Origin of the sequence: Colwellia sp. 1_MG-2023 (assembly GCF_030546755.1) — a bacterium.
GTDB lineage: Bacteria > Pseudomonadota > Gammaproteobacteria > Enterobacterales > Alteromonadaceae > Thalassotalea_H.
This window is the reverse complement of sequence record NZ_JAUOPE010000002.1, coordinates 108034-130760: the sequence shown is the minus strand read 5'-3', so window position 1 is coordinate 130760 and position 22727 is coordinate 108034. Positions and strand designations below refer to the sequence as shown.

Annotated in this window: 19 protein-coding genes; 14 read left to right on the top strand and 5 right to left on the bottom strand. The window is 39.7% G+C overall.

Annotated features, from left to right (window positions below):
• From Q4493_RS02775 to Q4493_RS02755, 5 genes are all read right to left on the bottom strand, one after another.
• On the bottom strand, nt 1–678 hold the full coding sequence (locus Q4493_RS02775) for a hypothetical protein (RefSeq protein WP_303449240.1): 678 nt from the start codon (nt 676–678) through the stop codon (nt 1–3).
• Between the two features lie 287 nt (nt 679–965).
• Nucleotides 966–2597 carry a methyl-accepting chemotaxis protein gene (locus Q4493_RS02770; RefSeq protein ID WP_303449238.1) on the bottom strand — a complete coding sequence of 544 codons (1632 nt, stop codon included), beginning with the start codon at nt 2595–2597 and terminating at the stop codon, nt 966–968.
• A gap of 301 nt (nt 2598–2898) precedes the next feature.
• Nucleotides 2899–3978 (bottom strand): phosphotransferase enzyme family protein, encoded by a 1080-nt coding sequence (locus tag Q4493_RS02765; protein ID WP_303449237.1) that lies wholly within the window; start codon nt 3976–3978, stop codon nt 2899–2901.
• 36 nt (nt 3979–4014) lie between these two features.
• Nucleotides 4015–4932, bottom strand: a complete 918-nt coding sequence (locus Q4493_RS02760) for a sugar phosphate nucleotidyltransferase (protein WP_303449235.1) — start codon at nt 4930–4932, stop codon at nt 4015–4017.
• A gap of 7 nt (nt 4933–4939) precedes the next feature.
• Nucleotides 4940–6406, bottom strand: coding sequence for a Gfo/Idh/MocA family oxidoreductase (locus Q4493_RS02755; protein WP_303449234.1), 1467 nt, complete (start codon nt 6404–6406; stop codon nt 4940–4942).
• 530 nt (nt 6407–6936) lie between these two features.
• Between Q4493_RS02755 and mraZ the strand changes: the two genes are divergently transcribed.
• The 14 genes from mraZ to ftsA are packed head-to-tail and all read left to right on the top strand — an operon-like array spanning nt 6937 to nt 22610.
• Nucleotides 6937–7395 carry a division/cell wall cluster transcriptional repressor MraZ gene (gene mraZ / locus Q4493_RS02750; protein ID WP_303449566.1) on the top strand — a complete coding sequence of 153 codons (459 nt, stop codon included), beginning with the start codon at nt 6937–6939 and terminating at the stop codon, nt 7393–7395.
• 31 nt (nt 7396–7426) lie between these two features.
• Nucleotides 7427–8368, top strand: coding sequence for a 16S rRNA (cytosine(1402)-N(4))-methyltransferase RsmH (gene rsmH, locus Q4493_RS02745; protein WP_303449232.1), 942 nt, complete (start codon nt 7427–7429; stop codon nt 8366–8368).
• Nucleotides 8368–8685, top strand: coding sequence for a cell division protein FtsL (gene ftsL, locus Q4493_RS02740; RefSeq protein WP_303449230.1), 318 nt, complete (start codon nt 8368–8370; stop codon nt 8683–8685). The genes rsmH and ftsL overlap by 1 nt, the downstream gene beginning before the upstream one ends.
• A gap of 8 nt (nt 8686–8693) precedes the next feature.
• Nucleotides 8694–10448, top strand: coding sequence for a penicillin-binding protein 2 (locus Q4493_RS02735; protein ID WP_303449229.1), 1755 nt, complete (start codon nt 8694–8696; stop codon nt 10446–10448).
• Nucleotides 10441–11970 (top strand): UDP-N-acetylmuramoyl-L-alanyl-D-glutamate--2,6-diaminopimelate ligase, encoded by a 1530-nt coding sequence (locus tag Q4493_RS02730; RefSeq protein WP_303449228.1) that lies wholly within the window; start codon nt 10441–10443, stop codon nt 11968–11970. The genes Q4493_RS02735 and Q4493_RS02730 overlap by 8 nt, the downstream gene beginning before the upstream one ends.
• Nucleotides 11967–13364, top strand: coding sequence for a UDP-N-acetylmuramoyl-tripeptide--D-alanyl-D-alanine ligase (gene murF, locus Q4493_RS02725; RefSeq protein ID WP_303449227.1), 1398 nt, complete (start codon nt 11967–11969; stop codon nt 13362–13364). The genes Q4493_RS02730 and murF overlap by 4 nt, the downstream gene beginning before the upstream one ends.
• The gene (gene mraY / locus Q4493_RS02720; RefSeq protein WP_303449225.1) at nt 13364–14446 is read left to right on the top strand and encodes a phospho-N-acetylmuramoyl-pentapeptide-transferase; all 1083 of its coding nucleotides are present in this window, start codon (nt 13364–13366) and stop codon (nt 14444–14446) included. Before murF ends, mraY begins: the two co-directional genes overlap by 1 nt.
• Before the next feature lie 40 nt (nt 14447–14486).
• Nucleotides 14487–15851 (top strand): UDP-N-acetylmuramoyl-L-alanine--D-glutamate ligase, encoded by a 1365-nt coding sequence (gene murD / locus Q4493_RS02715; protein ID WP_303449224.1) that lies wholly within the window; start codon nt 14487–14489, stop codon nt 15849–15851.
• Nucleotides 15852–15874: 23 nt separating this feature from the next.
• Nucleotides 15875–17059: a cell division protein FtsW gene (gene ftsW / locus Q4493_RS02710; RefSeq protein ID WP_303449565.1), complete on the top strand. Its 1185-nt coding sequence runs from the start codon at nt 15875–15877 to the stop codon at nt 17057–17059.
• A complete protein-coding gene (murG, locus tag Q4493_RS02705) occupies nt 17059–18150 on the top strand; it encodes an undecaprenyldiphospho-muramoylpentapeptide beta-N-acetylglucosaminyltransferase (protein ID WP_303449222.1) in 1092 nt (363 codons plus the stop codon). The genes ftsW and murG overlap by 1 nt, the downstream gene beginning before the upstream one ends.
• A gap of 44 nt (nt 18151–18194) precedes the next feature.
• Nucleotides 18195–19625 (top strand): UDP-N-acetylmuramate--L-alanine ligase, encoded by a 1431-nt coding sequence (gene murC / locus Q4493_RS02700; protein ID WP_303449563.1) that lies wholly within the window; start codon nt 18195–18197, stop codon nt 19623–19625.
• A complete protein-coding gene (locus Q4493_RS02695; RefSeq protein ID WP_303449220.1) occupies nt 19618–20577 on the top strand; it encodes a D-alanine--D-alanine ligase in 960 nt (319 codons plus the stop codon). The genes murC and Q4493_RS02695 overlap by 8 nt, the downstream gene beginning before the upstream one ends.
• Before the next feature lie 12 nt (nt 20578–20589).
• A complete protein-coding gene (locus Q4493_RS02690; RefSeq protein WP_303449219.1) occupies nt 20590–21369 on the top strand; it encodes a cell division protein FtsQ/DivIB in 780 nt (259 codons plus the stop codon).
• Between the two features lie 5 nt (nt 21370–21374).
• Entirely contained in the window at nt 21375–22610 is a 1236-nt protein-coding gene (gene ftsA / locus Q4493_RS02685) for a cell division protein FtsA (protein ID WP_303449218.1), read from the top strand.
• Nucleotides 22611–22727 lie beyond the last annotated feature (117 nt).

Sequence of the window (22727 nt, the reverse complement as noted above, 5' to 3'; positions counted from 1 at the left end):
CTATGCTCCTTTTTTCGCGAAATGAGAGTTTTTAAGGCTAAGTGCGATTAAGGCAAAAAGTAAAATAGTTAAAGTACTTGGCTCAGGTACTTCTGTTGTTACTTTCGTAAGAGTGACGTTATCGATAGTCAAGGCAGAGCTAAAAGATTCAGGGTTAAAACCCGCTTGAACAGTGAAATCTAAAAACCAATTGTTTTGATTACTAAAACTTGGCGCTAAAGTTTCTGAAAAGGTACCCGCCCCAGTTGCGCCGTTTGGCGAGATTAAAAAGCCAAGATTGCCATCAGCGCCAAATAAATTACCATTGCCATCATTTAAGCTAACAAAAAAGAAGTCTGAAAAGTCATCATTTAAATCAAAACTTGTAAAACTCCAATCAAAACTTAAACGAAATTCGTCACCACTGGTGGTTAAATCAAGTGCCGTGAACAATGTATTGGCATCAAATACTGTTGCGCCATTTAAAAAATCTATATTAATTTCAGCCTGACATTCACCGGCATTATTTATGATGGAAAAATCACCCGTTGCGCCGGGATCACCCCAGCCATCGGTATCTTTTTGCCAGTGGTCAAAATTACAAGTTTGAAAGTCCCCATTAGTAATAACGCCCGCTTGAACTTGCCAGTTCAGCAAACACGCTACACAAAATGTGAGTAATGCTATTTTTATTCTCATTATCGCAATCCTTTATATATTTTTATAATAGTGGAAGTAATGAATACCAAAGATGGATTAACGCAAAGCGAATAAATCACAAGGTATTCAAGCGTGACTTCATTAAACGAAAATTGAGCAATTTATGGTGATGAATACGTATTCATGCATACGTATGCATGGTTTTGTTGCGGCGAAAAGCCAGGGTATTAACGGATAAAAATAAGGCTTATATATTTATATAAGCCTTATTTTTTGTGATGTGTGGGCATAACAGGGCTATCATGGTTATGCAAAGTCAAATCAAGTTATGAGGTTTTAAAATGCTTCATTAATGTTTCAAGCTCGTCGGTTAACGTGGTTAACACTTGGGTAGCATTTTTTCCTGCATGAGCTAACTCCACCGCTTCATGCGAACTTTCGGCAATCATATTAATACGGCGAGAAATGTCATCACCCACTTTATTTTGCTCATCTGCCGCTGTTGCTATATGACTATTCATATCAGTAATTGCGCTTAACGATTGGGCAATTTGATTTAACGCTTCAGCTGCTTCTTGGGTTTGACTCACGGTATTAATGCTTGAAGTTTTACTCATATTCATGGTTTCAACGCCACGATGCGAGCCTGATTCAAGTCGTTCGATCATATTTTGAATTTCAGTGGTACTATCTTGTGTTCTTTTCGCTAAATTCCTAACTTCATCTGCTACTACCGCAAAGCCACGACCTTGTTCGCCCGCGCGAGCGGCTTCTATAGCAGCATTCAGTGCTAATAAATTAGTTTGTTCAGCAATAGCACGAATAACATCTAATACCGAAACGATATTTGAAACATCATTGCCTAATTCGGTAATGACAACACTCGCTTCGTCAATTTGAGTGGCTAAACTTTCAATCGACTCTACTGCAGAGTCGACAATTTCATGTGCTCTTATACCTTGCTGATCTGCTTCGGCCGTTGATTGCGCCGCAGCACTGGCGTTGTCAGACACGGTTTGTGACGACGCAGACATTTGTGTCATTGCTGTGGCAACCATGTCAATTTCTGAACGCTGTTCTTCAAAGGTACGGTCAATCTCAGTGGAGCGGTTATTGGCATCTTGGGTTTCATTTCTTAACTTGTGAACAGAACTATCAATGCTACCTAAAATTCCTGCCATCGATTCTCTTAATTGGATCATAGAGCCAAAAATTGAATCGGGTCTTGCGGTGCAGTTTTCCGATGTCGTTGAGCCGGTCAAATCACCTGCTGCTACTTTTTGTACTAAACGTAATACTTGTTTGGGCTCGCCTCCTAAATCATCTAATAATTTACGAGTTGACCAATAAAGTAATACGCCTAAAACACCCGTCAATATTAAACAAATCAAGACTTGCCATTTTGCGCTAGCCCAAAAACGAGCTTCTACTTCAGTAAAGCCAATTCCGGTACCAACGTACCAACCCCAAATCGGTGTTTTTTGTGCAATTGACAGTTTTTCTTCTATAGAACCATCGGCTTGTTTTTGGCTCCACTCATACTGGGCAATACCATTAGGATTATTGCGCACCGCATTTTGCAGAATTTTACCAACGCTGTTACCTTTGCTGTCTTTAAAATCATTAAAACTCGTGCCATGCAATTGAGGATCTAAAGGTGTGGCAATAAAGTTCATGTTTTCATCAGCGACATAAACGTATTCAGTTTTATTATATTTATTTTCGCGAAGTACTTGAGTGGCAAGCTCTTTTGCTTGTGCTTGAGTCATTTTGCCATTGATGACATATTTTTCGATTTCAGAAATAACATTAAAAGTGGATTTGAATAGTTGTTCAACTCTTGCCTGATTATCATCACTACTGGCTATTCTTAATGTGGTTAAACCAACAATCATTAACATGAGAAATGACGCCAGAATGAGTCCTATTAATGCACCAACTTTTAAACTTAACTTCATATTACATCCTCGAAAAAGGTTGATTGATAGTGAATGAATTGCATTATTCAGCTGAAATGTATAGTGGAATTATGTGCATAGCACTGAATCTATTATCCACCACAAATTTTTGTAAACAATATCTTATTATTACTTTACAAGATTAGCACTAAATTATAATTTTTTTGTAAATAATTGATAAGAAACAATACTTAAATACATGAATAAACTATGAGTGTAAGTACAGTGTTATTCATGTGCTTAAGTAATTAAATGATTGGCTTAGGGATAATTACCTGCTGTAAAAGAGATATTATTCCTATTAACGAGTAATAATACGGGTTAATTCATCTTCAGAATGATGAAGTAGATGGAAAAAGTGTAATTGATTCTTGGCTCGTTCAATATTATGTGTGGCATGTTGAGTGTGAAAATAATGGTCGCCATCAATATAGTCTGTGAGAAAACGAATACCAATCATAAAGGGCAATAACTGTGCGCCAATGATTAAGCTTTCTCGTTCTAATTGAGTGATATTGCCAGCAAAACTATTAATGTAAGACTCAGCTAAGGCTTCAAAAATATCCATTCTTATTTGCATATCTTCTAGTGCGACACCGTCTTCTGGTAATGTAGAACAACAGGTTCGAACCATATCGCCAAAATCATGCATGATAAAACCTGGCATACAAGTATCTAAATCTATTACCGCAATTGGTTTCTTCGATTCACTATTAAACAATAAGTTATTAATTTTAGTATCATTATGAGTTACTTGCACAGGCAACACTGCGACTAACTCTGCGACTTTTTTAATAAAATTGACTTGTTCAAAGCAAAAATTGACCAAGTTTTGACAACCGCTTAATCGGTTCATTGGATCTTTAGCTACAACAGTTTTTAATTGCGCTATGCGTGAATCAAGGTGATGAAAATCGGGAATGATTTCAGCTAATTGATTGGCTGGAAAATCACTTAATGCTGAAGTAAATTGACCAAATGCAGCCGCCACTTGATGCGCTTGCTCAGTAGTGGCAACCGCTTCAACCGTATAGCAATTGGGAATAAATTGAATCGCTCGCCAATAACTATCATTGACGATTACCGCAGGAGAATTGTGTTTTGCCGTTAATTGCCACATGGGCTCTAAAGAATACTGTCCGTTTTCTTTTTTCGCTTGTAAATGTTTGTTGATTAACTCTGCGTTGTTTATCACCTGCGTAGGCTCTTTAAAAACATGGTGATTAATTTGTTGTAGAACAAAGCTTTGCTCAATGCTTTTCACTAAATAGGTTTGGTTAATTAGACCATTGCCCAGTGCGGAAACTTTACTATTTTTTATCGAGCAATGATAAAAAGGTAAAACTTCACTTAAAGCATTATTTTCTACAAGGTTGTTCATGAAAGGAAGATGTCCAATGATTAGCTTTTATTCTTGTTAATTTTTGTTTTCAGTTAAAGACTTAAACCAGCCTTTATTCGTTAACTCAGAAAGTTTGTTATTCACATTCTCTGAATCGGCCGCATATGTTACGCCAAACCACTCATCCTGTGAAGTTAAAACCTTGGTTGGCTTTGCGCTTTCAGTAGTTAACAAAGCAATAACGTCGGGTAAATAACACTCTTTTTCGTCGGATTGTGCTTGATCACATTGTTTGGCAGCAAAAGTATTGAGCAAAAGTTGACGCAATATCGGAAATATTTGTTGGTCAAAATACCAGAAGTTCATCGACACTAAGGTGTTGTCAGTTAACGATAGTTTCGGGTTAAGAAGGGTTTCACCATAAATTGCGCTGCCATCTTGGTGAATATTTTCACACTCAGTTAACGCGAATAATTCATTGTCATTTGAGAGCTGACAAATACCTCTATTGACACCACCAAAATCAGACAAGGTTTTTTTCAGTTGATAGGCAACCATTGCCGATGATTCATGGTTGATGGTCGTCACCAACTCAAAAGCTTGTTTGCCATAATAATCATCAGCGTTAATTACGCAAAAATTACCAGGAATTACTTGTCTTGCACACCATAGCGCATGAGCGGTACCGAGTGGTTTTTTTCTTGTCCGGGGAATCTTACATTCACTAGGTAAATCATCGTTTTCTTGAAAAACAATGTTATATCGCACTTTTTTAGGTAAGTGATTAATCACTTTTTCTATTAATTCTTCTTTATGCTTGGCTTGAGTAATAAAAACGATATGTTGACAACCCTTGTCTATGGCATGACAAATGTTATAAGACATTAAAGTTTTATTTAGCTGACCAAAAGCGTGGAACTGTTTAGCGCCACCAAAACGAGAACCTCTTCCTGCCGCGAGTATCACTAAGCTGGTTTCGGATAAATTTTTCATCAATCGCTTAACCTATTATGCCAAGTGGTTTTGCGGTTTGCCAAATGCCGCGCGTGAAATCAGGAATATCTTTACTGTTACTTCTGTCGGTAACCGAGTCAGCACTTAAAGGTGCGATTACCGACCAAGCTGCAGCATCATAAACGTCTTGGTCAAGAGCTTCACCGTGGCGTAAGCAATAAATCATTCGCCATAACATTAAAAAGTCCATACCACCATGACCGCCATTTTGTGTAGCAGCTTCCCCCATTTTTAACCATAGTGGGTGATCAAACTCGGCTTGCCATTTTGCTAATTGATGATCCCAGTGATGAAAACTTGGCGCTGAAGGCTTGCGACCGATTTGTCCTGAATCCAGCCAGTGTTTAAGTGCTATTTGGTAGTCGTTTTCATATTGCGCTGCTATTTTTTGTGGGGGAGTTTCTATCGCAATTCTATTTGGAAAGCCGGCAAAAGCGCCATTGGTTCCTTGAATATAGTTATGACGAGAATATGGTCTTGGCGTTGTTGTATCGTGTTGAACCATAATGCTGCGACCGAGTTTGGTTTTGATCACTGTGGTATTCATATCACCGTTAATGTAATTTAACTGGTTGCGTTCATGCTCAGCAGAAAATTCACGTTGAGCGTAGGCTTTTCTACCCAAAGCAGGCGAACTCGTAGAGGTTAAATAATCAAAACGATCGCCTCTATTAATATTCATATATTGTGAAACCGGCCCTAAACCATGCGTTGGATACAAGTTTCCTTGGGTTTTGGTATGCCAATAAGTACGCCAAGAGCCTGTTTTTCTGTCAGTCTCTTTCATTTGCCAACGTAGCTCATGAATATAAGCGGCCTCACCGTGCAACAGTTCGCCAAATAAACCATGGCGTGCCATATTTAACACCATTAATTCATCGCGCCCGTAACAAACATTCTCCATCATCATACAGTTTTTTTGCGTTCGCTCTGCGGTGTCTACTAATTGCCAACATTCTTCAACGGTGGTTGCTGCAGGAACTTCTACAAAAGCGTGCTTACCACTTTCCATGGTGTCGACAGACATGGGAGTGTGCCAACGCCAAGGGGTTGAAATAATCACAATATCAATATCTTGTCTGTTGAGCATGTCTTTATACGACAGGTCAGAGCCGGTATATTGATCTGGCGCTGCCAGTCCTTGTGCTACTACATATTGATTGGATTTATCTAAAACGTCTTGATGAATATCGCAAATCGCTTTAATTTCAACCCCTTCAATATGGCAACAATGTTTAACATGACCATAGCCACGCTCACCAACGCCAATAAAGCCTATTCTTACCACTGGCATTTTTGCTGACGTTAACCCCATAACTGTTTTATTTTTTGAAATGGGTGATTTTTTAGGAACTTGAGTAAAGGTATCAGCACTTGCTTGACTAGCGGAGATCGTCGCGGCGGTGACGGCAGCGACTGATTTAATAAAGTTGCGACGGTTAAATTTACTCATATAAAGGTGCTTTTTTAAAATTGGTAAGGTGGTGAATAAGTTACTTGCCGATAAAAGCTTTTGCAAGATATAGACGGTGAATTGTTTACACAATAAAAGTATCATCACTTTCAAAACGTCAATATGAAAATAGTCGCACCAGATGCTTAATCAATTATTTAAGTCATCTATATCATTTCATATTGAAGAAACGCGTGTTTAACGTCTTGTTTTAAAGTAAAATTCATCCACTTTGATTTAAGCAACTTTTTTAGCCGCCACTTCTGATGTCAAAACCCGCACATAAATAACAAAAAATGCTCAAAAAATTAATTTTTTCATCATTTTTGGGGATAGAGATCCACAAAACCCCACAAATTCATCATCTTCGCTAAATCCCTTAATTTTATTAGTGATCGTCGCGATCGAAATAACAATTCTTTGCTTGACATAACTTTGCATTTCTCACTAAACTGTATAAATGTGGAGAAAAGTGGGAAATTGTGGATCTTAAGATTCTACGACCCATTCAAAAAAATAAAAATAGGGTTATGTTTAGAGGCACCAGTTCAATTACGCTTGATAGCAAAAATAGAATCACGATACCAACTCGGTATCGCGAAGAGCTATTTGCTGATTGCGAAGGAAAAATGGTGTGCACTGTTGATATTCAACACCCTTGTTTATTGCTTTATCCGCTTCCTGAATGGGAAGAAATTGAATTAAAACTTTGTGGGTTATCTAGTATGAATCCACAAGAAAGATTGTTGCAACAAGTTTTACTTGGTAATGCTTCAGATTGTGAAATTGATAAAAGTGGTCGTTTATTAATTAATGGTCCGTTGCGTCAACATGCCGGCTTAGATAAAAACATTATGTTAGTTGGGCAGTTGAAAAAGTTTGAAATTTGGAGCGAACAAGCTTGGCAAGGTCAAATGCAGCAAGGCATTGCTAAGATACAATCAGGTGAAATTGAACTTACAGAACGATTACTTGATCTGTCTTTATAAATAGCATAACTAAATAACGGCGTTTACAAAAATGCATACAGATAAGTCTCATATTTCTGTGTTGCTTGACGAAGCAATTACAGGACTCGCGCTTAAACCAGACGGTATCTATATCGACTGTACGTTTGGTCGCGGCGGCCACTCGGGACTTATTCTTTCTAAGCTCTCTGACCAAGGGCGACTAATAGCCATCGACCGAGATCCTACTGCAATCTCAGCAGCGAAGAAATTTGCTGATGACTCCCGTTTTAGTATCGAACATCATGGCTTTGCTGATCTTCAGCAAATAGCGGAAAAACACCAGTTGTTAAGTCAAGTAGACGGCATTCTGCTCGACTTAGGTGTTTCCTCTCCGCAACTCGATGAAGCCGAACGCGGTTTTAGTTTTATGAAAGATGGCCCACTTGATATGCGTATGGACACGACACGTGGCCAAACCGCAGCAGAATGGCTAGCTACAGCTGATGTGGAAGATATTACATGGGTTTTACGTACCTTTGGTGAAGAAAAACATGCGTGGCGTATTGCTAACGGTATTGTTGATTCGCGCGAAGAAAACCCGTTAACACGCACCGGTGAACTTGCGGCATTAATTAAAAAAATTGCTCCGCAACGTGAAATCAAAAAACATCCCGCTACAAGAAGCTTTCAAGCAATTCGCATGTATATCAATAGCGAACTTGAGCAAATAGAAAAGGCATTAAATGCCTCGTTAAATGTTTTAAAAGAAGAGGGTCGTTTAGTCGTGATCAGCTTTCATTCACTGGAAGATCGTCTTGTTAAACAATTTATGAAAAAGCATTCACAAGGAAAAAAAGTACCACGCGGTATGCCGATCAGTGAAGCTGAATTAAATAAAGGCAAAAAGTTAATGTTAGTCGGTAGAAAACATAAACCGAGTAAAACCGAAGTAGAAGAAAATGTCCGCTCGCGTAGTTCAGTGATGCGAGTGGCGCAGAGATTGGCTGAGTAATGAAAACCAGTACAAAAGTCGTGTTGGCTTTTGAATTGTGGCGCGATATTAAACAACACATGGTTGTTTATATTTTATTAGCAATGGTAGTGATGTCGGCATTTTCGGTGATTTATTTCACCCATTTAAATCGACAAAGTACTAGTCAATTAGAAACATTATTAGCACAACGAGATGAGCTGGATATTGAATGGCGAAACTTATTGTTAGAGCAAAATAGTTTGGCAGAGCATAGTGCCATAGAAAGTAAAGCAGAAAAGTTACTGAATATGGTGAAACCAAATGCAAAGTCTGAAGTGATCGTGACATTAAAATGAAGGGCAGTGTGAAGAAGCAAGCAGATAAATACAAACCAACAACGGTAGCATGGCGTTTTTACCTCGTGCTAGGCGTTATTGTGCTTGTATATTTTGGTTTAGCGGCTCGCACAGCTTACATTCAGGTGGTTGAACCTGAAATGTTGAAGAAACAAGGTGATATGCGTTCACTTAGAACGGCAGCAAGTAAAGTGCATCGTGGCTCAATTGTCGACCGAAATGGTCGAGAACTTGCGGTTAGCGTTCCTGTGGAAACGGTTTGGGCGGATCCTAAAATCGTCATGCAAAATAATGCTTTGGCGATGGTTGAGCATTGGCAAGCACTGGCTGATGTGCTTGATAAAGACGTCAATATTTTAAAAGAAAGGGTGACTCGTAATCCTGCCAAGCGTTTTGTTTATGTTGAGCGTCAGGTTTCACCTGCCATGGCTGCCTATATCAAACAGTTAAAAATTCCTGGTATCCATTTAAGAAAAGAATCTAAGCGTTTTTACCCAACGGGTGAAATTAGTGCGCATATTGTTGGTTTTACCAATGTTGATGATAAAGGTATTGAGGGCGTAGAACGGGTTTATGATCAATTATTAACGGGTGAAAACGGTAAAAAACAATACCGAAAAGATGCCAAAGGAAATCGTATAGAGGTGTTAAAAGATGTTGAATCAACACCGCCTGAAGATTTAACCTTAAGTATTGATCAGCGTATTCAAGCCCTTGCTTATACTGAATTAAAAGGTGCGGTAAAAGCGTTTAAAGCAAGTTCTGGCTCTGTGGTGGTAACTAATGTTCACACCGGTGAAATATTAGCGTTAGTCAATAGTCCTTCTTATAACCCTAACAATCGTCGCAATGTTGCAATTCATCGTTTTAGAAATCGAGCCATTACCGATTTTTATGAGCCTGGTTCTACGATGAAACCATTAACTGTGTTATCTGCGTTAGAATTTGGCTCGGCAACGACTAACACAGTCGTTGATACTAACCCTGGTAGAATGCGCATTGGTGGTCGTCGCGTTAGTGACCCGCGTAATCATGGTGAGCAAACACTAACGGACATTTTAGTGAACTCATCAAATATGGGAACCACTAAATTGGCGTTAGATATGCCAAAAGAGTTTTTCTTAGATAAATTTTTTGAAGCAGGCTTTGGCGAGTCTACCGGCACAGGTTTAATCGGTGAAAGTTCTGGCATCATGCACGACCGTCAACGTTGGTCACAAATTGAATTAGCTACTCTATCTTATGGAATGGGCGTAGCGGCAACACCACTTCAACTGGCAAGATTCTATGCAACCATTGCCAATGGCGGTATTAAACGTCCGTTAACGATTCTTAAAAAATCAAAAACAACAACTGCCTCGCCAAGCTTATTTGAAGAGCAACGAGTGTTCTCAGCAAAATACAGCCAAGAAGTGGTCAGCATGTTAGAGCATGTAGTCAATGATCACCCTGTAGAACAAGCAAAAGTCGCTGGCTATCGGGTAGGTGGCAAAACGGGGACCGCTTTTAAAGCCATGGCCGGTGGTTATGGTAATGATTATGTTGGTCTTTTTGCTGGAATTGCGCCAATTTCAAATCCAGAATTAGCGATTGTTGTGGTGATTAATGAGCCTGGCGGCGATTTATATCACGGCGGTGAAGTAGCTGCGCCGGTATTTTCTAGAATTATGAAGGGCGCATTACGGTTATTAAATATTGCTCCTGATGCCAATACTGCAACCGCCAATAATAGCCTTAATACTAAGGAGCCAAGCCATGTTTAGCTCCAACGCTGCTGTTATTGAACAGGTATTATCACAGTTTGATGTATCGATTAACTTGTCGTTAAACGAACAAGTTCGTCATTTAGTCAATGATACGCGTGACGTTAATGCTGGCGATATTTTTTGTGCGGTAAATGGCACAGCACAAAAAGGTCGTGCTTATATTGCTGATGCGCTAGCAAAAAACTGTGATTTAATTTTAGTGGAATGTGACTCTGCAAATGAGCATGCTCAAAGCAGCGAGCAATTTAATGCACTAGGTAACTCTGTTGCAATTATTGAATTTTACCAATTAAACCAGCAATTATTTGAGCTGGCGAAAGCTTTTTATCAAGCGCCTCAAAATGCCTTAACCATGATTGGTATTACCGGAACTAATGGTAAAACTAGCACGAGTCAAATGATCGCTCAGTTATTAGATACTTCGGGCAAAAGTTGTTCGGTGATAGGTACAAATGGCGCAGGAAAAGTTGCGCAGTTATCGCCAATCAATAACACCACGCCAGGTGCGTCGCAACTTCATCAATTATTACAAGAGTTTAGAGAAGCGCAGCAATCACATATTGCGATGGAAGTATCTTCTCATGCATTAGCACAAGGGCGAGTGACTGCTTCATTATTTGATACGGCGATTTTCACAAACTTGACGCGAGATCATCTCGATTACCATCAAACGATGGAAAATTATGCGCAAGCAAAATATCAAATTTTTACCCAAACAGCAGCGCAAATTGCCATTGTAAATGGCGATGATGAACAAGCAAAACGTTGGTTAAGTGTTTGGTCAAAAAATCAGTCAGTATTGGTTTATGGTCGTAGTAACTCAGTCACTGATTTTGATTTATTTGTTCAAGCAAAAGCGATAAAACATTTACCACAAGGCGTTGAATTTCAGCTACATACTCACCTTGGCGATATTAGTATTAATAGCAAAATAATGGGTGATTTTAACATTGATAACCTACTTGCTGCGATTTCAGTGTTATTGATTGAAAAGGTTTCATTGTCGGATATTGCTAAAGCCGTGCAATCGTTAACACCGGTTATTGGTCGGATGGAAGCGTTTGTTGGTGCCAATAAGCCCGTCGCTATTGTTGATTATGCTCATACACCTGATGCATTAGAAAATGCCTTACAAGCTTGTCGTCAACATTGTCATGGTGCGCTATGGCTTGTGTTTGGCTGTGGTGGTGACAGAGATAAAGGTAAGCGCCCTTTAATGGGGAGAATTGCTGAAGCGAATAGCGATCATATTATTGTTACTAATGATAATCCTAGAACTGAAAGCGCAGAAAATATTGCGCAAGATATTCTTGCTGGCTGTCAGCAACCTGAAAAAATTACTGTGCTACTAGAGCGCCAACAGGCGGTAATGTCGGCACTGAATAAAGCTAAAAAAGAAGATGTGGTATTGCTTGCCGGAAAAGGTCATGAAGATTATATCATCATGGGCGATCAACACATTCCCTATAACGAGAGAGCGCTAGTTCGCTCATTTTATGCTCACGGAGCAGCATCATGATCCCTTTACATCTATCTGAAATTGCCCAGGCACTTGACGGCCAGTTAATTGGTGAAGATAAAGTTATTCATCAAATCGGTACCGATAGTAGGGCATTACAATCAGGTGAGGTATTTCTTGCGTTAAAAGGTGCCAACTTTGATGGCCACCGTTTTTTATCGCAAGTACAAGAGTCAGGTTGTTCTGCGGTCATTGTTGATCATGATTGTCAGTTAACTGTCCCACAAATTATTGTCGCGGATACCCATAAAGCACTCGGTAAAATTGGCGCGTATGTGAAAACAAAAGTTGCCCCTAAAACTGTCGCAATAACCGGCAGTAGCGGAAAAACCACCGTTAAAGAAATGGTAGCAGCAATTTTATCACGTTTAGGTAATGTCTTAGCGACCAAAGGTAATTTCAATAACGATATTGGTGTACCACTTACCTTGTTACGTCTAGAAGAAAAACATGATTTTGCTGTTGTTGAGCTGGGTGCAAACCATATGGGTGAAATTGCCTATACCTCTGCACTTGTTCAGCCTAATGTGGCGATAATTAATAATATTGCTGCTGCACATTTAGAAGGTTTTGGCGACCTTTGTGGTGTGGCTAGAGCAAAAGGCGAAATCTTTGAAGGATTGAAAGAAGATGGTGTCGCACTTTATAACCAAGACTGCAAATTAGCCAATAAATGGCAATGGCGTTTAGTGGATAAAACGGTACGTCGCTTTTCGTGTGTTAATCAAGCTGATTGTTACAGCGCTGATGTAGTACTTGATGAAAATGGCTGTGCCAATTTTAAATTAAATAGTGCCTTAGGCAGTGCTTATATCGAGTTAACGGTTCCGGGTAGACACAATGTTTGTAATGCCGTTGCTGCCGCTTCAATTGCTATTGAGTTTGGCGCGAGTATTGATGATATTCGTTTAGGTTTATTAGAGATGGAGCATACGAAAGGGCGTTCAAATATTCATCAATTAACCGAACATTTTAAGTTAATTGACGACACCTATAACGCGAATGTTGAATCAATCAAAGCTGCTACCGATTTATTAGCTAGTTACCCAGGTCGTCGTGTATTAATTTTGGGGGATATGGGGGAGTTAGGCGCTGAAGCACGTAGTTATCACCAAGAAGTCGGTGAATACGCTAAAGAACGTAATATTGATGATCTGTTAACTTTAGGTGTGTTAAGCCAGAACACTTCAGATGCTTTTAACCAAGATAATAGCGCTAAAGGAAGTCATTTTAGTGTACGAGAAAAGCTAATAATAAAATTACAAAAACTGTTGGCTGATGAAAGACAGCAAATTTCTATTTTAGTGAAAGGCTCACGTAGCGCACACATGGAACACGTGGTAACTGACATTATTGATTGGAAAACCAGTCAATTAAAAGAGGAATCAGCTTAATGTTACTTTGGCTAGGTGAGTATCTGACTCAGTATTACAGTGCATTTAACGTATTTTCGTATTTAACTTTTCGCGCAATTATTTCTACGTTAACAGCATTAGTAATTTCTTTGTATTTTGGTCCGAAATTAATTCGCGGTTTACAACGTATGCAAATAGGCCAAACGGTACGTGATGATGGACCAGAAAGTCATTTGTCAAAATCAGGCACGCCAACGATGGGCGGAATACTGATTTTAGCGTCGATTGTCGCTAGCGTTTTGTTGTGGGCTGATTTATCTAATATCTACGTTTGGGTTGTGCTTTTTGTGGTGGTGAGTTTTGGCATTATTGGTTTTGTTGATGATTACCGAAAGGTGATCAGAAAAGACGCCAATGGCTTAATTGCACGTTGGAAGTATTTTTGGCAAACCGTTATTGGTTTAACAACCGCTTTATTTTTGTATTACCTCGCTCAAGGTCCTGAAGAAACGTCACTGATTATTCCTTTTGTAAAAGATGTCTTACCGCAATTAGGTATTTTTTATGTCGTGATGACATATTTTGTCATTGTAGGAACCAGCAATGCGGTTAATTTAACTGACGGTTTAGATGGTTTAGCGATTGTGCCAACCATTATGGTGGCAGGTGCTTTTGCACTGTTTGCATATGTCACCGGTAACGCAAATTTCTCTGAATATTTAAACATTCCACATATTGCGATGACTAGTGAGCTTGTGGTGGTTTGTACGGCTATTGTCGGTGCGGGGTTAGGATTTTTATGGTTCAACACATATCCTGCGCAAGTTTTTATGGGTGATGTTGGCTCGCTTGCTTTAGGCGCTTCGTTAGGGGTGATTGCCGTGTTAGTTCGCCAAGAGTTGGTGTTATTTATTATGGGTGGCGTGTTTGTGATGGAAACTGTGTCCGTTGTTTTGCAGGTTGGCTCTTATAAATTAAGAGGACAACGTATTTTTAGAATGGCGCCTATCCATCATCATTACGAATTAAAAGGCTGGCCAGAGCCACGCGTGATTGTCCGCTTTTGGATAATTTCTTTAGTGTTGGTATTAATTGGCTTAGCGACGTTAAAACTGCGTTAAAAGCACCACTTGAAAATAGTGTTATGAAAAGAGAGTTAAGATGTTAGAGCGAGTTATCGCACAGTTAAAAAACAAACAAATACTGGTATTAGGCGCAGGCCTTACCGGTATGTCTTGTGTGCGTTTTTTAGCAAAACATCAACTTACTTGTCATCTAAACGATAGTCGCGACAATATTATTGAAAGCGACGAGTTTAGCCAAATGTTCCCTCATTGTTCATTGTCCTTAGGTGCGTGGGATCATCAGCAAATAAAAAGTGCGCAAGTAATATTAGTCAGTCCGGGTATTGATTTAGCTGCAGAAGGCCTCGAATCACTTATTGCGAGTGAGTGTCAGCTTATCGGTGATGTCGAGCTATTTTGCCAAATTACTGATAAACCTATCGTGGCGGTAACAGGCTCTAATGGTAAGTCGACCTTAGTGACGTTATTAACACATATTGGAAATTCATTAGGGCATAAAGTCGCGTTAGGCGGGAATATTGGGGTGCCTGTACTTGAGCAATTATCAGATGAGATAGATTGCTATATTCTGGAATTATCGAGTTTTCAGCTTGAAACTTTACAAAGCATGAATGCGGTTGCGGCATCAGTGCTTAATGTGAGTGATGATCATTTAGATCGTCATAAAACGCTTGAAAACTATAGTGAAATCAAACAACGTATTTATCAACAATGCGAAACTGCCGTGATCAATCGCGATGAACCTTTTAGTTTTTCACAAGTAAATACACAATCAAAACCGGTAGTTTCATTTGGCAGTGATGGTGGAAAAACTGGTGAATTTGGATTGATTCGTGACGGTGCAAGTTATTATTTAGCCATCGGTGAAGAAAAGCTAATTTCGCTTGAGGCATTGCCATTAGCTGGCGTACACAACGCATTAAATTATTTAGCGGCTTTGGCGTTAGGTCATTGTTTAGGTTGGCCTGTTAACGAAATGATCAATCATTTAGTTTCGTTTGAAGGATTAGCTCATCGCTGTCAGCGTATTACTAGCACCGACAATATCATTTGGATCAATGATTCTAAAGCCACTAATGTTGGGGCGACGTTAGCCGCAATTAACGGTTTATCATCAACGTTAATAAATAATAAATTGATTTTAATTGCTGGTGGTGATGGCAAAGGTGCAGATTTTTCTCCATTAAAAACAGCCATTAACAATACGGTAAGTTTTGTTTTCACCTTAGGAAAAGATGGTGAAGAAATCGCGAGGCTCACTAAAAATAGTCAACATGTTGCCAGCTTAGCTGAGGCGGTAAGTTTAGCCAAACAGCAAGCAAATGCCGGCGATATTGTGTTACTTTCTCCAGCGTGCGCCAGTATTGATATGTTCAAAAATTTTGCCGAGCGTGGTGAAATGTTTACTGATGCGGTTATTGCATTACAGGAGGCTAGTTAATGTCAGCAACTAGTTTATCGTTTATGCAATTAAAATTACCTGCTTGGCTGTTAATGCAACCTTCGTCTACTTCTACTTTTGACCGCAGCTATTTAGTCTTAGCCGTTGCTATGTATGCGATAGGGTTAGTCATGGTGATGAGTTCTTCAATGCCGGTCGCTGAGCGATTATTTGACAACCCATTTCATTTCTTTATTCGTCATGCCATTTACATTGTATTAAGTATTGGTATTGCAGCGTTTGTTTTACAAATTCCGATGAGTCGTTGGCATCAACATAGTGGTCATTTATTGATTTTAGCGATTAGTTTGTTAATTGTGGTTTTACTCGTTGGTCGTACCGTTAATGGCTCTACTCGTTGGATTGTTATTGGGCCTATTACGATACAAGCGGCAGAGCCTGCGAAATTATTTTTCTTTTGTTATCTTTCTGCCTATATGGTCAGACGCCGCGATGAAGTGATGGAAAATGTTAAAGGTTTCATTAAGCCTTTGGTCGTTTTTGGTGCTTTAGCGGGACTGCTGTTATTTCAACCTGATTTAGGCACAGTGATAGTGATGTTTGTCACAACTTTTGGTTTGTTGTTTTTAGCAGGAGCAAAATTGTGGCAGTTCATCAGCATTGCTGGTGTTGGATTAATGGCCATTGGCGCACTGGCATATTTTTCTCCTTATCGATGGGCTCGTGTGACTGGCTTTTTAGACCCTTGGGCCGACCCTTTCGGTACTGGATATCAATTAACTCAATCTTTAATGGCATATGGTCGTGGTGAGTTATTAGGACAAGGCTTAGGAAATAGCATTCAAAAATTAGAATATTTGCCTGAGGCTCATACCGATTTTGTTATGGCGATTTTAGCGGAAGAGTTTGGCTTTGTTGGTGTTTCTGTCGTGTTGATGTTAAGCATGATTTTAGTCTTTAAGGCTTTGATGTTAGGTAGAAAAGCCATTCAAAAAGAAAAATACTTTGAAGGTTTCTTTGCTTTTTCAATTGGTATTTGGTTTAGCTTTCAAACGGCAGTGAATGTTGGCGCCAGTGCGGGAATTGTTCCTACGAAAGGCTTAACTATGCCTTTGATCAGTTCAGGTGGTAGTTCAATGATCATTATGAGTATGGCTTTAGCTGCTTTAATTCGTATTGATCATGAAATTCGTTTGCAAAGTATTCAAGCTACCGCAGGTTATGGCAAAAAAGGGGGGCGCAGTTAATGACAACTGATAAACGTCCCACTTTATTAATTATGGCAGGTGGCACTGGCGGCCATATTTTTCCTGGTATCGCTGTTGCTGAATATCTACAACAGCAAGGTTGGGATATCCATTGGCTAGGTACTGCAAAAAGAATGGAAGCTGAAATTGTGCCACAGCACGGTTTTGCTATTTCTTTTATCAATATTGCCGGATTAAGAAATAAAAACTGGCAAGCCTGGTTGAAAACACCGTTTAAATTAATGCAATCGGTGATGCAGTCAATGGCGGTTATTCGCAAAGTAAAGCCAGATGTTGTGCTTGGCATGGGTGGATATGCCAGTGCTCCTGGTGGTGTTGCTGCTTGGTTATTAGGAAAGCCTCTAGTGTTACATGAACAAAATGCGGTAGCAGGTATGAGTAATCGCTTTTTAGCAAACATTGCTTCAAAAGTTTTGAGTGCTTTTCCTGGTGCATTTAAAGCGCGCATTAAACATCAAGTGGTGGGTAATCCATTGCGTAGTGGCATTGTCGCACTTGAACAACAAACCTCTGAAAAACCAGCAAGCAGTAAAAAAGTGCTTGTAGTAGGGGGAAGCTTAGGGGCGCAAATATTAAATGAAACTGTGCCGCAAGCGATGAAGCAAATTAAATTACAAAATATTACCGTTTGGCATCAAACCGGAAAAGGCAATCAAACGGCTGTGCTTAATAGTTATCAAGAGTACGGGTTACCAAAAGAGAATATTAAAGTTACCGAATTTATTGATGATATGGCGCAAGCGTATGCTTGGGCTGATGTGGTGGTTTGTCGCGCAGGGGCGTTAACGGTTTCAGAATTAGCCATGGCAGCAAAACCTGCGATATTTGTACCTTTGCCGCACGCGGTAGATGATCATCAAACGAAAAATGCAATGTATTTAGTTGAAAGAAACGCTGCAAAATTAATCGCACAAAGAGAATTTAATGGTACTAGCTTAGCGCAAATGTTGAACAGTATATTTGTCTCGGATTCCGTAGTTAAGTCAATGTCTAAAGCTGCACATGATGCCGCGCATGCTGACGCCACTATTCGAGTCGCTCAAACTTGTATTGAGTTGGTGAAACCATGAGTAATGAAATGAGAAAAACAATTAATAAAACATCGAGCAACGCAATGAATGCCTTGATCAAAATACCTGAAATGCGTCGAGTTAAGTCAATTCATTTTGTCGGTATCGGTGGCGCAGGCATGGGTGGAATTGCTGAAGTTTTACTGAATGAAGGTTATCAAATTACTGGCTCTGATATTGGTGAAAATCAAGTGGTTGCGCGTTTGCGAAAACTTGGCGCTAACATCGCGATTGGTCACCATCAAGATAATGTTAAAGATGCCAGCGTTATTGTGGTTTCTACGGCAATTAACCCAGAAAACCCTGAAATAAAACAAGCGGCAATTCTACGAATTCCTGTGGTTCGTCGTGCAGAAATGTTAGCGGAATTAATGCGTTTTCGTCATGGTGTCGCAATTGCCGGTACTCATGGAAAAACCACTACCACTAGTTTGATTGCCAGTATTTTTGCCGAAGGCGGATTAGATCCAACCTTCGTTATCGGCGGTTTATTAAATAGTGCGGGGACGAATGCGCGTTTAGGGACGAGTCGTTATTTAATTGCTGAAGCCGATGAAAGTGATGCGTCATTTTTACACTTACAGCCAATGGTTGCCGTGATCACCAATATTGATGAAGATCACATGGAAACCTATCAAGGTGATTTTGAGAAACTAAAAGATACGTATATTGAATTTTTACACAACCTACCGTTTTATGGGCTTTGTGTAGTCTGTATTGATAACCCGGTAGTACGTGAAATTTTACCGCGTATTAGTCGTCAAGTGATCACCTATGGATTTTCAACAGATGCAGATGTAGTCGCGACAAACTATCAACAAAATGGTGGGGTAAGCTACTTTACGGTTGAAAGAGAAGGCATGCCAGATCTCGATTTAAGCGTTAATTTACCGGGTCAACATAATGTTTTAAACGCGTTAGCGAGTATTGCTGTTGCCACCGATGAAGGTGTTGACGATGAAGCTATTGTAAATGCGTTAGGTAAGTTTGCTGGCATAGGACGTCGTTTTGAGCAATTAGCGGATTTAACGACAGATAACGGAAAAATGGTGTTAGTCGATGATTATGGTCATCATCCTCGAGAAGTGGCGGCAACCATTAAAGCAATGCGCAATGGTTGGCCAGACAAACGTTTAGTGATGATTTTTCAACCACATCGTTATTCACGAACGCGTGATTTATATGAAGACTTTGTTGAAGTTCTGTCACAAGTTGATTGCTTATTATTGCTCGATGTTTATGCGGCGGGTGAAGCGGCAATTGCAAGTGCGGATAGTAAAAGCTTAGCGCGCAGTATTCGTCAAAGAGGTCAATTAGAGCCCATTTATGTTGGCGATGTTGCGCAATTACCTGATTTATTAAAAGCTCAGTTACAAGATGGTGACATGGTAATTACTCAAGGGGCAGGAAATATCGGTACTATTTCGCGACAATTAGCGGTAAACCCTTTATTTATGGAGGGAGATCATGACTAATTCAACTCCACTTCGATCTGAAACAATAGCCGTATTATACGGTGGTGATTCTGCTGAACGAGAAGTGTCTTTGCGTTCAGGAGAAGCGATTGCAAAAGGCTTAAAACAGTCTGGTTATAACGTGGTGTTAGTTGATACCAAAGGCTACTGCTTATCACAATTAAGCCAATTAAAAATTGATAGAGCTTTTATTGCGCTTCATGGGCGTGGTGGTGAAGATGGTTGTATTCAAGGCGCTCTTGAGTTTATGGGTATTCCTTATACCGGTTCTGGTGTTTTAGGCTCTGCGCTTTCAATGGATAAAAACCGTAGTAAACAAGTGATGCAAGCCATAGGTTTACCAACAGCGCCATTTGTTATTGTTGAGCAAGCTGATTTTCGTCCCGAAAACGTTACCGATATCCTTGAGCAATTAGGCGGCAAGGTTATGGTTAAGCCGGCTCATGAAGGGTCAAGCATTGGTATGGCGATGGCAGAAAATACCGAGCAATTAAGTGATGCATTAACCGCGGCTTTTGCTTTTGATGATGAGATTCTCGTGGAAGCGTGGATTAATGGTCCTGAATACACAGTCAGTATTTTGGGGGATGAAGCTTTGCCTGCCATACATATGGAAACCCCGAACGAATTTTATGATTATGACGCGAAGTACCAAGCAAATACTACGCAATATCACTGCCCATGCCATTTATCTGAAAGTGATGAGTCGACATTAAAGTCGCTTGCCTTAAAAGCTTTTAAAGCTACGGGAGCAAGAGGTTGGGGACGTGTTGATGTTATGCGTAATGAAAAAAATGAATGGCAAATTTTGGAAGTAAATACGGTACCGGGAATGACAGAAACGTCGTTGGTTCCTAAAGCGGCCAAAGTACACGGATTAAATTTTGCAGAATTGGTTTGTAAAATTATTGAGCTAAGCAAACAGCAGCGTATTCGTGCGCTAGATAAGTAAAAGCTAATACATATGACTAAGAAAAAAGAGCAATTAGCAACCACTTACCACAATGAACAAACGTTGCATTGGAGCTTTTGGCTCGGTGTTAGTTTTTTTGTGTTAGTGATTGTCGCGATTTGTTCTTTAGCTTGGTTTGTTCGCGATAAAATGTCAGCAGACGAGTCAGCTCCTGTTACCTCAGTAGTGATCAGTGGTGAGATGGTGTACACCCAAAAAACTGACATTGAACAAGCGATTGATAGCATCAACTTAAGTAATTTTTTTAATGTTGATGTTAACCAAGTGCAAAATGAAGTAGCCAATTTGCCTTGGGTGTACTCAGTATCAGTGCGAAAAAAATGGCCGAATGAATTAAAAATTTATGTGGTAGATCAAACGCCTGTAGCTTATTGGAACGGTGACTTTTTGATTAATCAACAAGGTGTTGCATTTCAGGCGGATATCAACCGAATTCAGCATCCTTTACCTGCTTTTTATGGGCCAGAAGGCAGTGAAATAGTAGCACTTGATAATTACATCAACCTAAGTGAATTGCTTGATTATCGTACCTTAGCTATTGATGAATTAGTGTTGTCGGAGCGTTTTTCTTGGCAATTAACCTTAAACGATGGGGTAACTTTGAATTTAGGGAGAGAAGAACGAGTGCAACGTATTCAGCGGTTTATGGACATATATCCGCTCATTAAAAAGAATATAAAAGCTGATCAACAAGTCGATTATGTTGATTTACGTTATGACACAGGGCTAGCCGTTGGCTGGAAACCTTTAACAGTAAAAGAAAGAGTTTAACGTTAATGTCAAAAGTACATGAAAGAAACCTCGTCGTAGGGCTAGACATTGGAACATCAAAGATATCCGTGGCAGTCGGAGAAATTACCCCTGACAATCAATTAAGTATTGTGGGTGTCGGTAATCAACCAGCCAGAGGCATGGATAAAGGTGGCGTTAATGATCTTAATTTAGTTATTCAGTCGATTCAGCGAGCAATTAATGAAGCTGAATTAATGGCAGATTGCCAGATCACTTCTGTGTATTTGGGAATTTCAGGTAAACATATCAGTTGTCAAAATGAAAACGGTATGGTGCCTATTAATGATAAAGAAGTGATCCAAGAAGACGTTGATAATGTGATTCACACTGCGCGATCTGTCCCCATTTCTGCAGAACGAAGAATGTTGCATGTGCTTCCTCAAGAATACTCCATTGATTGTCAAGACGGCATCAAAAGCCCTATCGGTATGTCTGGGGTGAGAATGGAAGCAAAAGTGCATATCGTCACGTGTGCAAATGATATGGCTAAAAATATCGTTAAATGTGTTGAACGCTGTAACTTAAAAGTAGATCAACTGATTTTTTCTGCCCTTGCGTCAAGTTATGCGGTCGTGACCGAAGATGAGAAAGAGCTCGGTATTTGCGTGGTTGATATTGGCGCTGGAACTATGGATATATCCGTTTTCACTGGTGGTGCGCTTCGTCATACCGCTGTGATCCCTGTTGCTGGTAATCAAGTAACGAGTGATATAGGCAAAATATTTAGAACGCCATTGAGTCATGCTGAAGAAATTAAAGTGCAATATGCTTGTGCATTACGCCAGTTGGTAAGCATGGAAGAAAATATCGAAGTACCAAGTGTCGGTGGTCGTGTTGCTCGTTCAATGTCGCGTCATACCTTAGCCGAAGTTGTTGAACCGAGATATCACGAACTATTTGAATTAATACAAGAAGAATTAAGAGAAAGTGGTTTGGAAGATCAAATTGCAGCAGGTTACGTATTAACCGGCGGTACTTCAAAAATGGAAGGCGTCGTTGAATTTGCTGAAGAAGTTTTTCAAATGCCAGTGCGAGTTGCTGTACCACAAGAAGTATCAGGATTGAAAGAATACGTAAATGATCCAACGTATGCCACTGTTGTGGGCTTATTACATTACGGCATGCAAGCCAGTGAACAAGTGAACAATGAAACTAAATCAACAGAAGGTGTGGCAAGTATTGGTGCACGAATTTTAGCTTGGTTTAAAGGCGAATTTTAGTTGCTGTTAAGTAGATATGTGACTTAACGCAATGTTAACTAGAGAAGTAAAAAGAAGTACAAAGAAGTATTTTTAAAAAGAAGTTTTGGTGGAACAAAACGATAATAATCGGAGAGA